The organism is Azospirillum brasilense (assembly GCF_022023855.1).
Taxonomy (GTDB): Bacteria; Pseudomonadota; Alphaproteobacteria; order Azospirillales; family Azospirillaceae; genus Azospirillum; species Azospirillum brasilense_F.
This window is the reverse complement of sequence record NZ_CP059454.1, coordinates 150,569-163,388: the sequence shown is the minus strand read 5'-3', so window position 1 is coordinate 163,388 and position 12,820 is coordinate 150,569. Positions and strand designations below refer to the sequence as shown.

At 66.5% G+C, this 12,820-nt stretch carries 8 protein-coding genes; 6 read left to right on the top strand and 2 right to left on the bottom strand.

What is annotated here, in order from left to right:
* The first annotated feature begins 56 nt into the window (after window positions 1-56).
* From H1Q64_RS33290 to H1Q64_RS33275, 4 genes are all read left to right on the top strand, one after another.
* Window positions 57-1,439: an ABC transporter ATP-binding protein gene (locus H1Q64_RS33290; protein WP_237908242.1), complete on the top strand. Its 1,383-nt coding sequence runs from the start codon at window positions 57-59 to the stop codon at window positions 1,437-1,439.
* Between the two features lie 41 nt (window positions 1,440-1,480).
* On the top strand, window positions 1,481-2,623 hold the full coding sequence (locus tag H1Q64_RS33285) for an acyltransferase family protein (RefSeq protein WP_237908241.1): 1,143 nt from the start codon (window positions 1,481-1,483) through the stop codon (window positions 2,621-2,623).
* A 104-nt stretch (window positions 2,624-2,727) separates the two neighbouring features.
* Window positions 2,728-3,315, top strand: coding sequence for a hypothetical protein (locus H1Q64_RS33280; RefSeq protein ID WP_237908240.1), 588 nt, complete (start codon window positions 2,728-2,730; stop codon window positions 3,313-3,315).
* A gap of 1 nt (window position 3,316) precedes the next feature.
* Window positions 3,317-4,864, top strand: a complete 1,548-nt coding sequence (locus tag H1Q64_RS33275; protein WP_237908239.1) for a class I SAM-dependent methyltransferase — start codon at window positions 3,317-3,319, stop codon at window positions 4,862-4,864.
* A 77-nt stretch (window positions 4,865-4,941) separates the two neighbouring features.
* Here the strand turns inward: H1Q64_RS33275 and H1Q64_RS33270 are convergent, their stop codons facing one another.
* Together H1Q64_RS33270 and H1Q64_RS33265 are read right to left on the bottom strand one after the other, a co-directional pair.
* On the bottom strand, window positions 4,942-5,778 hold the full coding sequence (locus H1Q64_RS33270) for an ABC transporter permease (RefSeq protein ID WP_237908238.1): 837 nt from the start codon (window positions 5,776-5,778) through the stop codon (window positions 4,942-4,944).
* A 90-nt stretch (window positions 5,779-5,868) separates the two neighbouring features.
* Entirely contained in the window at window positions 5,869-6,930 is a 1,062-nt protein-coding gene (locus H1Q64_RS33265; protein WP_237908237.1) for a glycosyltransferase family 4 protein, read from the bottom strand.
* A 444-nt stretch (window positions 6,931-7,374) separates the two neighbouring features.
* On the opposite strand from H1Q64_RS33265, the gene H1Q64_RS33260 reads away from it, so the two are divergent.
* Window positions 7,375-8,403 carry a calcium-binding protein gene (locus tag H1Q64_RS33260; protein WP_237908236.1) on the top strand — a complete coding sequence of 343 codons (1,029 nt, stop codon included), beginning with the start codon at window positions 7,375-7,377 and terminating at the stop codon, window positions 8,401-8,403.
* 212 nt (window positions 8,404-8,615) lie between these two features.
* Window positions 8,616-12,806, top strand: coding sequence for a glycosyltransferase (locus H1Q64_RS33255; protein ID WP_237908235.1), 4,191 nt, complete (start codon window positions 8,616-8,618; stop codon window positions 12,804-12,806).
* Window positions 12,807-12,820 lie beyond the last annotated feature (14 nt).

Here is a 12,820-nt window from a genome sequence, read left to right as displayed (position 1 = left end):
CTTGACTTTCCGGCGGAATACCGGTCTGGTTTCCGGCCTTCACCAGGGAAGCGGCCGTGCTCGATCAGTCACCCACACCCGCCGACGTCTCCATCGACGTCCGGAACGTCAGCAAGTGCTACCATATCTATTCACGGCCGCAGGATCGGCTGCTTCAGCTCCTCCTTGGCCGCAAGCGCCGTTTCTACAAGGAGTTCTGGGCGCTCAAGGACGTGAATCTGACCGTCCGGCGCGGGGAGTCGGTGGCGCTGCTGGGGCGCAATGGAGCGGGAAAATCCACGTTGCTCCAGGTCATCAGCGGCGTGCTTCAGCCGACCGCCGGAACCGCGTCGATCACCGGGCGCATCGCCCCGCTTCTGGAACTGGGAACCAGCTTCAACCCCGAATTCTCGGGCATGGAGAACATCGCCCTGTCAGCCTCCGTGCTCGGCCTGACGGAGGAGCAGATCGCCGAACGGCGCGACACCATCGCCGCCTTCGCCGACATCGGCGACTTCATCCACCAGCCGGTGCGCACCTATTCCAGCGGCATGCAGGCCCGCCTGGCCTTCGCCGTGGCCGCCCACGTGGACGCCGAGGTGCTGATCGTGGACGAGATCCTGTCGGTCGGCGACATCGCCTTCACCCAGAAATGCACCCGCTTCATCCGCGAGTTCCGCGAGCGCGGCACCCTGCTGTTCGTGTCGCACGACATGAGCGCCGTCACCGCCTTGTGCGATCGGGCGGTCTGGCTGAACGGCGGCCAAGTGATCGAGGACGGGGCGCCACGGGATGTTGCCCATCATTACAAGGTCTGGATGGCCAATCCCCAGAAGCACCTCGATGCCCGGGCTTTCCTTGAAAGCCTGAAGGCCGGCACCGCCGATGAGGCGGAGGCACCGGAACCAGAGCCGGCCGGGGACGGCGCCCAGCCTGTTCCGGATGACGACGGGACTCTGCTGGTGCAGGATCTCAAGACCCGCACGCGGGTGTCGTTCCATTGGGACGCGCTTTCCTCCGGCGAGGGGGGCGCCAGGATCGAGCGGGCCTGGATCGAGGATGCCGAGGGCAGCACCGCCACGATGGTCAACGGTGGCGACGCCGTCACCCTGTGGATCGAGGCCGAAGCCCGCCAGCCTTTGCAAAGCCCGATCGTCGGGTTCGGCGTCAAGGATCGGCTGGGGCAGGTGGTGTTCGCCTGGGACACCTCCAAGACGGATTTGCTCCCACCCGTGGTGGACGCCGGGCAAACGTTCCGCGCCGGATTCCGCTTCCGCTTCCCGTATCTGACCGGAGGCACCTACACCATCAATCTGGCGCTTGCGGATGGCACGCCCGACACGCACATCCAGCACCACTGGATGTACGACGCCATGGAATTCCAGGTGCAATGGTCGTCCGTTGCGCAGGGGCTGATCGGCATCCCCATGGAGCAAGTCGTCTTCACCGTGGATGCGTGACCCGACGGCCGCGGGCTCGGGTGACAATGGAAGGGACCACCATGGATCGACGGCTTGGGTTCATTGATGCCTTGCGAGGGTACGCGATCCTGGCGGTGATCGTCGTCCACACGTCCCAGCTCTACCCGCATCTCTCGCCATCGGTGCAATCCTTCATGGCCCAGGGGGCCCGTGGCGTCCAGCTTTTCTTTCTGGTCAGCGCCCTCACACTGATACAGTCGTGGCACAGCCGGAACGATGAGGGGGATATCAAAACCCTGAATTTCTTCATTCGACGTGTGTTCCGCATTCTGCCGATGTTCTACGTCGGCATCGGTTTCTTCTTTTGGCTCGACGGATTCCAGGCGCGCTACTTCGCGCCAAACGGGATTGGTCCATGGCATGTCGCCATGACCATGGCCTTCCTGCATGGATGGCACCCGGAGACCATTACCTCGGTGGTTCCAGGCGGTTGGTCAATCGCCGTGGAAGTGACCTTCTATCTGACCTTTCCACTGATTGCGGCGACGATCCGTTCCTGGAAGGGCGCCCTGCTGTTTGCGGCGGGCACCGTCCTGCTGGCGGAATTCAGCCTTCCGGGCGCCACGAGCTGGGTGCAGGGGATGCGACCGGACCTGCCGCCCTACCTCGTCAGCACCTTCACCTTCCTCTGGTTCTTCAACCAGTTGACACCTTTTGCCCTGGGCATCCTGGTCTTCTTCGTGCTGCGGGACCGTCCGCGTCTACCACCCCGGCTGGCGTGGAGCGGCCTCGCGCTTTCCGTTGGAGCCGCCATCGCGATGGCCCTGCATCCGCCGACCGTTGTCCAGGCCCATATCGCCTATTCCGTGTGCTTCGCCCTCGCCGTCCTGTGCATCGCCGGAGGGGCGAACACCCTGGTCGTGAACCGGCCGATCCGCTTCCTCGGCCGTATCAGCTTCAGCGCCTATCTTGTCCATTTCGTGTGGTACGACCTGGTCCTGGCGCATACGGACCGGAACGTGGATCTGTTCGCACACTTCGGCGCCTGGAATGGAAACGGCGTTTTCCTTCTCGTCCTCACCGGTGTTCTCCTGGCTACGATCGTGGTTTCCAGCGTGACCTACCGGTTCATCGAGCGCCCGATGATCGACGCCGGCTCGCTCCTGACCCGGCGGCTCACCGCATCGGCCCAGCTCCGCCAAACGGCCAAGGAGGCGGCCTGAACGGCGAAGGCCCTCTGATGAATAGCCATCGGCGGAATTTGGTATAAGGTGACCAGGGCGGAGCGCGCAACGCGTCCGCTTGTCTTCTTGCGCGCGAGGTTATTTTGGGCATCGTACATCCAGGCGTTCCGGAAGCCCTGACCGAAAGGCTGGCGGCCGAAGCCGGCATCACGACGTTCGTCGAAACCGGAACCTTTCAGGGACGGACGGCCGCGTGGGCAGCGGAACGCTTCAAGCGGGTGATCACCATCGAGGCCGATCCCAGCCTTTACCGGAACGCTGCCGAGCGTTTTCGGGATGTTCCGAACGTCACCGTCCTGCACGGCAACAGCGGGGAACTGCTGCGCGGCGTCGTTGATTCCCTGGCCGATCCGGCGCTGTTCTGGCTCGACGCTCATTGGTCGGGTCCCGGAACCGCCGGAGAGACGGCCGAATGCCCCGTGCTTGAAGAGATCGCCGCCATCGATGCCGGCCTGCCATCCCACCTCGTCCTGGTGGACGACGCCCGAATGTTCCTCCACCCGCCGCATCCTCTCCACAACGCGGACGCTTGGCCGGACGTCACCGGACTGGTTCACGCTCTGGAGAAGGCCGGCCGGGGCGATTACGTGGCCGTGATCGAAGATGTAATCCTGCGGGTGCCAAGGCACCTCAAGGATGCCCTGCGCGCCTATGTCCACGGGGACAGCTGACATGACCAGTTCCGGGGAAAACCCGACGGCCGGTGGGCTGGACACGCATGGCCTTCTGCGGGCGCGCAATCTTCTGACGCCCGGCGTTCCTCTTCGCCTGCATCTCGGCTGCGGAGAGACGCGGCTGCCGGGCTACGTCAACATCGATTACCCGGCGGATGCCCACAACGTCATGGCGGTGCGCCCCGATCTGGAAGCCGATGTCCTGGGGCTGCACTTTCCGGATGGGTCGGTGGACGAGGTCCGGCTGCATCACGTCTTCGAGCATTTCAACCGCGTGGCGGCCTATGGCCTGCTGGTGCGTTGGCACCGCTGGCTGAAGCCGGGTGGCACGCTGCATCTGGAAACCCCCGACACGGTGGCCTGTGCCCGCGAGGTCGCCGGCGACCTGCCCCTTACGCTGAAGCTGCGCGCACTCCGCCACATGGAAGGCGACCAGACGGCGAGTTGGGGTTATCACGTCGGCCATTGGTTCGGTGACCGTTTCCGTCATACGTTGGAAAAGCTGGGCTTCACCGACGTGGTGATCGAGCAGCACCAGTCCGGTCACGAGCCGCCGCTGCACAACGTGACCGCCCGTGCCGTCAAGGACAAGGATCGGCCGCTGGACGAGCAGATCGCCGCGGTCGAAGCCCTGCTCTGGGAGAGCACCGTCGCCGAGGCGGAGCGCCCGACCTGGGAACGCTGGCGCGAACAGCTCCGCGCCTTCCTGGCCGACGGTCGGCTGCCGCCGGCTCCGAACGCCCATCCCGCTCTTTTTGGCGTATCTTCCTCGCAGCCCGCTTCCGTTCCGGACGATCTGGCGGGCTTCCTCACCAGGCTCACGGCAACAGAAGGCGCATCCACCTCCTTGGAGGAGATCCATGACTTCAACCAGCGGGACCGCGACCGCTGGGTTGCCGCGCAGGCCGCCCGGATTCCGGCGGGGGCACGGGTACTCGACGTTGGGGCGGGGACCTGCCGCTACCGGCCCCTGTTCGCTCATGGTGCCTACACGTCCCATGATTTCAAGCAGTATGAAGGCTTCCAGAGCCCGGAACGCAATGAAGGAATCTACGGTAGCATCGATCTTGTCAGCGACATTCTGAACCTGCCGGCTCCGGATGGCGCGTTCGACGTGGTGCTGTGCACAGAGGTGCTGGAGCATGTGCCCGAACCCGCCGCCGCGGTTCGGGAAATGGCGCGCGTCCTCGCCCCCGGCGGCACGCTGCTGCTGACCGCCCCCCTCGGGTCGGGGCTGCACCAGGAACCCTATCACTACTATGGCGGCTTCACGCCCCACTGGTACCGCTACGCCTGCGAGCGGGCCGGGCTGACGTTGCGGGAAACCGTGCCGAACGGCGGCTTCTTCCGGATGCTGTCCCAGGAATGCGCCCGCGTGGCCTGGACCATGGACCGCCATCGCGAGTTGCACGGCGGGTTCGACGGCGCCGTCGGGCGGCTGTTTGGGGAGTTGCTGCCCCGTTATCTCCACAATCTCGACGATGCCTGCCCGATCCCGCAGTTCACCGTCGGTTACCATGTCGTGGCAGTGAAGGCTCCGGCCTGAGTCTTCAGGGATCGCAACAAAAAAGGCGCCCGGCGGGCTCGTCCGCCGGGCGCCTTTTCATCGTCCGGTTCGCGCCGTCACACGATATCGGCGAACCCCGTCCGCAGATAGCGGAACAGCCGCAGGCTGAGGACCGCGAACAGCAGGCCGGCCAGGATCTGAATGCCAAGCACCGTCCAGTCGGGGGCCGCGCCGGCGAACAGCACCGTGCGCGTGTTCTCGATGATGCCGGTCAACGGGTTCAGGTGCAGCAGCCCGCGGAAGGCTTCCGGCAGCGCGCTCGCCGGGTAGAACAGCGGGCTGAGGAACATCAGGAGCTGGCTGATCACCGGCATGATCGCCCGCAGGTCGCGCAGATAGACACCAAGCCCGCTCAGCAGCAGGCCGACGCCCAGGCAGAACAGGAGCAGCGGCAGCCACACCAGCGGCAGCAGCAGGACCGACAGAGGCGGCAGCCCGAAGACCGCCAGATAGAAGGCGGTCAGGATGAGAAGGCTGACCGCCACCTGGAACAGGCTGGAGAGCACCATCACCCAGGGCAGGATCTCCAGGGGAAACACCACCTTCTTGACGTAGGAGGGATTCTCCAGGATCAGGCCGGGTGCGCGGACCAGCGCTTCGGAGAACATGGTGAAGACGATCAGGCCGGCGAACAGGATCAGGGCGAACTCCCCCTTTCCACCGGTCGAGGTTCCCCAGCGGGCCTGGAACACCACCGAGAAGACGAAGGTGAAGACGGCCAGCATCAGCAACGGGGTCAGCAAGGCCCACAGGATTCCCAGGACCGATCCCCGGTAGCGCGCCTCGATCTCCCGCCGGACCAGGCGCCGGACCAGGGCCCGGTGGTGCCAGGGCTCCGTGAACAGGCCAAGCAGGCCGGACGGGACGTGGGAAGTGCTTGCAGCCATGGTCATGAGCGACGGGTTCCGTCTTGAAAAGGGCGCGGGCGTTCTAGTCCCGACTCGAAGGGTGGCGCAATGCGAAACCGCACCGTCCCATATCTGTCAGGACGCCGCGGCGCGCAGCAACTCGACCAGGCGCGGCGCCGTGCCTTCCAGGGAGTAATGCCGCTCCACCTTGGCGCGGCCGGCCGCACCCAGCTGCCGCCGCAGGTCGGGGTCGGCGGCGAGGCGACGCAGCGCGCCGGTCCACTCTTCCGGGGTTTCGGCCAGGAAGCCGTTGACCCCATGCTCCACAATGTCCCGGTTGACGCCGACCGGAGACGCCACCACCGGTTTGCCGCAAGCCATATACTGGATCAGCTTGTAACCGCACTTGCCTCGTTCCCAGGGCGTGTCGGCCAGCGGCATGATGCCGATGTCGAACTGGGCGATGCGACTGGTTTCCGTCTCCTCCCGCCATTCATGGCGATCGGCCGGCAGCCCGCTCAGCGCCGCGGGGGTGGCGCCGACCAGGAAAATCCGGGCCTCGCTCCCCGTCACCATCCGGCGCAGCGGCTCTTCGACCAGATTGAGATAATGATCGGTGATTGGGGACCCGATCCAGCCCACCGCCGGAAGACCATCGGCCTGGGCCGTTCCGGTGGGGTAGCGCGCGAGATCGACCACGGTGGGAAGGGTCGCGATCGAGCGGGCACCAGCCGACTCGGCCCTTCGGGCGAGATAATCGTTTCCAACGGTCACCAGGGCCGCACGCTGCATCACTCGGTCGAGCTTGCTGCCCAGCAGCCGGCGCACCAGGGACCAGCGGCTGCGGTCATAGTGATGAAACCAGGCGTCATCGAAATCAACGACGTAGGGTGGGGCCGATTCCAGGATCCAACGCTCCATCCCATAGGGAATCCAGGGCAGCAATTCCTTCTCGACCCACAGAAGGTCGAAATTGCGTACCGACGCCATCTGGCGGATGCGCGCCGCATAGGACGCCGCGATGCGGCGCAACGGACGCGACCGCCCCGTGTAAAGGGCTTCCAGGTAGGAATCGGGCAACAAGGGAGCCACGGCAACCGACATTCCCGCGTCAGCCAGTGCCGGAAGGAACTGGTAATGCCGGAGACGGCTGCTGGGGCCCCGAGGGCTGTAGCGGGAGAGCAGCAGGATACGCATGGCCGCAGTATATATTTCTTCGGACAATGGCACGGCGGCGGCGGTGCTGCAAACCAGGAACGGCGGAAGGCCTTTGGGGAAGGCCGGAACCCCGGCTTTCCCCAATGGATGGATCGCTGTACCTGGAACGCTCGGGATGCGACGCGAAACCGGTTCCCAGTCATTTTCCTAAAAGATGCTGAACAAATCCACCTGCGCATGCTGTGAGGAAAGCAAATCATGCGATCCGCTTCTCGCATCCAGGCTTGGCGCAACCTGCGAGTCTGTTACTGATGTGAAACATTATCGCTAGAGCCCCTCACCCGTTCGGATTGCTTTCCCATAAGTGGTTATTCTATCGGATGGTTCCATTCCGCACTTGCAAAAACGGGTTACCAATGATATCGAGCGCAAGGCATGCCATAAGGCGCAAAGTTTTAGACACTTTGGCGGGGGTTCAAAAATATGACGACGTCGACCACGATCACCGGTGGTATTACCAGCGAAGTTAAGACCGCGTCCACCCTGGCGGGTGCGGTTCTCCAGAACACCAGCCTCGTCGCGACGACGAAGGACACCAAGGCGCTCGTAATCGGCGACAGCGCCCTTCCGCCGACGAAGACGCTCAGCCTGATCAGCGACAGCAACACGGCGCTGGTGCTGAACACCAACACCGCCGCCACCCTCCTGGGCGGTTCGGGCAACAACAACGTTCTCGTCGCGAACGACGCCGCCGGCACCGTGCTGCAGGCCGGCACCGGCACCGGCCAGACCCTGGTCGGCGGCTCGGGCGGCCAGCTGCTGGGCACCAGCACCGTGGCGGGCGCTTCGGCCACCATCCTCGGCGGCTCGGGCGCCGACACCGTCGTGGCCGCGGCCGGCAACAACGTGCTGACCGCCGGTGCGGGCAACAACACCATCCTGAGCACGGGCGGCAACAACCAGATCTTCGCGGCCGGCAACGACACCGTCTTCGCGGCGGGCGGCAACGCCACCATCGGTGCTGGCACGGGCAACGCCTTCCTGGCGGTCACCGGCGGCAACAACCTGATCGCCGGCGGCCAGGGCAACACCACCGTCGCCGCGGCGGCGGGCAACAACACGGTCTTCGGCGGCTCGGGCAACGCCCTGGTCGCCGGCGGTACGGGCAACGACCTGCTGATCGGCAACACCTCGAAGACGGGCACCGCCGTCATCGGCGGCTTCGCCGGCAACGACACGATCATCGGCGGCGTCGGCAACGACACGCTGTTCGGTGGTGAAGGCAACGACATCTTCGTGTTCAGCACCGTCTTCGGCGGCGGCAAGCACGTCATCGGCGACTTCAAGGCCGGCACCGATCTCATCGCGGTCCAGGGCTACGGCCTCACCGCGGCCCAGGTCGCGTCGCGCGTCACGGTCACCGGCGGCAGCTCGGTCATCTCGCTGTCGGACGGCACCCAGATCACGGTCGCCGGGGTCACCAACCTGACCTCCAGCAACTTCGCCGTCTAAGAAGAGTCTCTGCATTATCTGATGGACCTGCCGAGCGATCGGCAGGTCCATTTTTATGCGCTTCATGTCTCTGCCTTTCTTCGGCATGAAGGGTGGAAGCGAAGACCGACAAGGATCCGCCGGGCGGCTCCGGCGCCCTTGCGGACAGCCGCAACTCCGATCGGGACATCACTGATCGGGACACCCCAAATCGAGGCAGGGGATCGTTCTTCATGGGTTCGGCCGGCAGCTCGAAAACCCAGGCCCGGCGCCTGGACGTGCAGCGCCTGGAAGGGCTGATTGCCGATGGGCACATCGCCGAGGCCGAGACGGTGGCGGGCATTCTGCTGCGCCACAACGCCACCCACGTCTATGGTGCCGCCGGCCTTGCCCGCTGCGCCCTCGCACGGGGGGATCTGGGCACCGCGCTGCGCTGGGCCGAACGCGGCGCCCGCTTCGCTCCGAACGACATCGCGCTCAAGGCTTTCTTCGCCGCCCTGCTGATCGCGGCGGACCGCCCGGCCGAGGTGCCGCCGTTGCTGAGCGATGCGGTCGAAAAGGCCGCCGTTCCAACCGCGGCTATCGCGTTGGGACAGGCCTTGGCCCGTCTGGGAGCGGCGGACCGCCTGCTTCCCTTGATCGTCCAACAACTGAACCGTTTCCCGGTGAGCGTCGCCCCCCTGTTGGGAGACCTTGCCGACCACGCCGTACTGACCGGGCAGGCCGTCGGTTGGGCGACTGCCGACATAGGCCTGAGGATCGTCGGTGCCCTTGCGCCGGATTCGTCGTCACCGAACCGGAACGGCATAATCCGAATCGGATCCTCCCAGGATGCCGCCCTGCTCGTCATGGGCCGGGCGCCGTTCCTGCGGCACTATGGCCAGCAGGGCGACGGTGGGCCGATCCGTTTCGTTCTTCCCGTCGGCCCGGAGTTGGAAGGGCAGCCACTCTCCATCACCCTGGACGGAGAGCCCCTGCTCGGCACGCCCCTGCATCCCAGACGCCATGCAGCGGTCGAAGGAAGCGTCCTGCTTGATGACGGACCCGGCGGGGCCGCCGAAGCGGTGCTTTCCGGCTGGGCTTGGTGCCCCGGCGATCCGCCGCAGTCCGTCACCGTCCAAGTGACGGACGAGGCCGGACGCACCGTGACCGTGACCGCGGACCGTCCGGCACAGGGGGTGAGAGCCCAAGGGGTCGAGGACGGCCATTACGGCTTCCTCATCGATCCGGTCGTCGCCGGCCTCTCGCCCGGCCGTCTCCACGTCACCGCCGGACCAGGACATGCTCCCCTGGCTGGCAGCCCCCTTCCCTGGCCCGGCCCCCGCCGGATCGGACGGCGGTCCACGCCGGTCGGTCCGCGGCCATCCCGTCCGGCAGAGACGGGGCGCCCTCCAGCCGCTTGGCCAACCACTGGGGCATCGCCCATGGTGGACATCGTGATCCCGGTCCACCGCGGGCGGGAGGAGACGATGGCCTGTCTGCGGTCGGTCTTCGCGGCGGGGGACGCCACGCCGTGCGAGATCGTCGTCATCGACGACGCCAGCCCGGATGCGGACCTTGTCCGCGAACTGAAGGCGCTCGCCGAGGCGGGGCGCATCACGCTGCTCCGCAATCAGCACAATCTCGGCTTTCCAGCCACGGTCAACCGGGGGCTGGCCCTGCATCCCGACCGTGACGCCGTGCTGCTGAACGCCGACACGCTGGTCGCCGGGCCGTGGCTGGAACGGTTGCGCGCCGCGGCTTGGTCGGCGGCGGACGTCGGCACGGTCACCCCCCTGTCCAACGACGCAACGATTCTCAACTACCCCTCGGGGGCGGACCGGCCATCCCCGCCGTCCCTGACGGAAACGGCGGCGCTCGACCGGCTGGCCCGCACGGTGAACGCCGGGTTGCGGGTCGACCTGCCGACGGCGGTCGGCTTCTGCGCCTACATCCGGCGCGATTGCCTCAGGGAGACCGGCCCCTTCGAAGAGTGGCTGTTCGGGCGCGGCTATGGTGAGGAGAACGATTTCTGTCTGCGCGCGCACCGGTTGGGTTGGCGCCATCTCGGGGCCGCCGACGTTTTCGTGGCGCATGTGGGCGGACGCTCCTTCGGACGGCAGAAGGCGATCCTCGCCGCGCGCAACAGCCACCTGTTGGAACGGCTGCATCCCGGATACGACGCGCTGGTCCAGGACTTTATCGCCGCCGACCCGCTGATGGCCGCGCGCCGGCGCCTCGACCTCGCCCGCTGGGCGGAGGGGGGCGGAACCGCACAGGGACCCGCCGTCCTGCTGGTCACGCTCGCCGGGCGTGGCGGGGTCGCCCGCTTCATCGAGGAGCGCACCGACGCTCTGCGCGCGGAGGGCTGGCGCGTCCTGCGGCTCATTCCCGAAACCGCCGGAGCCGCGGAGGGAAACGAGGACAAGGACGATGACGAGGACGATGAGGAGAATGCCCGGCGCCGTCCTTCCATCCCGTCCGAGCGCCGCTGCCGGATCGAGGCCATGGACCGGCCCGACCTGCGCGATCTGGTGTTCCGCACCCGCGGAGAGCTTGACGAACTGGTCGAGGCCCTGCGGCTGGCCGGCACGGCGGCGGTGGAGATCCATCATCTGCTGGGCCATGACCCCGCGGTGCTGGACCTGGCCGGGCGGCTCGGCGTTCCTTATGATCTCACCATCCACGATTACGGCCTGATCTGCCCGCGCCTCAGCCTGGTGGACAAGGACGGGCGCTATTGCGGGGAGCCGGAGTTGGCCGCCTGCGAACGCTGCACCGCCGATCCGGACGACCGTGCCGACCCGGAACTGACGGTGGGTGCTCTGCGCCGGCGCACGCGCACTCTGGCCGCCGGCGCGCGTCGGGTGACGGCGCCGACCCGCGATGTGGCGGCGCGGCTGCTGCGTCACATCGCCCCGCGCCCCATCGAGGTCAGGCCCTGGGAAGATATCGCCCCGCCGCCACCCCAGCCGCCCCGCCGCCGGGACGGCCGCCGGTGGCGTGTGTGCACGATCGGTGCCGTCGGCATCCAGAAAGGCTACGAGGTTCTCTTGGCCTGCGCCCGCGACGCCGCGGCGCGCAGCCTGCCATTGGAATTCGTGGTGGTCGGCTTCAGCGAGGCGGACCCGCCCCTGTTCGAGACGGGGCAGGGCTTCGTCACCGGCCGCTTCACGGAGGCGGAGGCGGTGGCTTTGGTGCGGGCGCAGGAGGCCGACATCGCCTTTCTGCCGTCCATCTCGCCGGAGACCTGGTGCTACGCCCTGTCCACCGCCTGGAAGGCCGAACTGGAGGTGGTGGCCTTCGACCTGGGAGCGATGTCCGAGCGCATCCGTGAGAAGGGTGGCGGCCATCTGCTGCCACCGTTGCTGGAGGCTGCGACAATCAACGACGCCCTCCTGGGCATTCTTGACGCTCATACGCCGCATGGCGTAGCAATCGGGCAGTCCTCTTCCTTTCGGTCAGATTACAGGCCAAGCATTCCGGGGGCGGATTCGGATGGTCCGAACGCCTTCTGTTCAATTTCCCAGTCCCGCGGGGGGTCGTCGATGATCGGTAAAGTTGCGTCCACAGAAGCCCAACAACCCTCTCAGATCAAGGCGACGGCCCAGACCCTGTCGCTGGCACCCGGTTTCTATTCGCTGATCGTCACGAGCGGCGGCGGCATGGCGGCGGCCGGCGAGTTTCCTCTTCCCAGCGTTCAGCTCGCTGCGTCCCCCAACAATCATTCCGGCACCACCGTCGAGATGATTGGCAGCGTGTCCGGAAATTGGCTTAGCAAGCCGGGCGACACCATCATCATCAAGGTGTCGGGTGGGCCCGCGAACCTGATCCTGTCCTCCTACAAGCACACCGAACGGCAGAACGCGCTGCTCTCGCTCCAGTTCGCCCGCATCGACGATGCCCCGGCGGATTCTCCCACGGCTCAGCAGGCCGCCGCTCCGGTGGCAGCGTCCGCTCCGGTCAAGGGCGCGCAGTTCCAAGCGCCGGCGGCTTCATCGGCTGTCCGTCCGCGCACCGAAATCCTGGCCCACATCCAGCGCCAGGGCGATCTGCGTTTCGCCGATTCCAACTGGGCCGGCGCGGTCGGACAGCGTCTGTGGATCGAGGCCTTCTCGATCACCCCGGTCGAGGGCATCGCCTCCGAGGACATCGAGTACAAGGGCCTGACCGCGAACGGCTGGGAAACCCCCTGGATCAGCGGTGGCGGCATGTGCGGCAGCCGCGGCCTGGGCACGCCCCTGGTCGGCTTCTCGATCCGCCTGCGCGGCGCCACGGCCGAGCGTTTCGATTGCGTCTATGAGGGGGCCTTCGTCAGCGGCTACCGCTCGCCCGCCGGACAGAACGGCAGCCCCTGCCGCTCCGACGCGATCAGCGACGCTCTGGAAGGCTTCCTGCTGCGCTTCGTCGAGAAGGCCGGCGGCACCCAGCCGCGTTCCTATTGATCCGGAACGCCCAC

Bases quoted from the DNA above. Each gene is read 5' to 3' on its own strand.
- H1Q64_RS33285 (WP_237908241.1), top strand. From the start codon at position 1,481: ATGGATCGACGGCTTGGGTTCATTGATGCCTTGCGAGGGTACGCGATC.
- H1Q64_RS33275 (WP_237908239.1), top strand. From the start codon at position 3,317: ATGACCAGTTCCGGGGAAAACCCGACGGCCGGTGGGCTGGACACGCAT.
- H1Q64_RS33270 (WP_237908238.1), bottom strand. From the start codon at position 5,778: ATGACCATGGCTGCAAGCACTTCCCACGTCCCGTCCGGCCTGCTTGGC.
- H1Q64_RS33265 (WP_237908237.1), bottom strand. From the start codon at position 6,930: ATGCGTATCCTGCTGCTCTCCCGCTACAGCCCTCGGGGCCCCAGCAGC.
- H1Q64_RS33260 (WP_237908236.1), top strand. From the start codon at position 7,375: ATGACGACGTCGACCACGATCACCGGTGGTATTACCAGCGAAGTTAAG.
- H1Q64_RS33255 (WP_237908235.1), top strand. From the start codon at position 8,616: ATGGGTTCGGCCGGCAGCTCGAAAACCCAGGCCCGGCGCCTGGACGTG.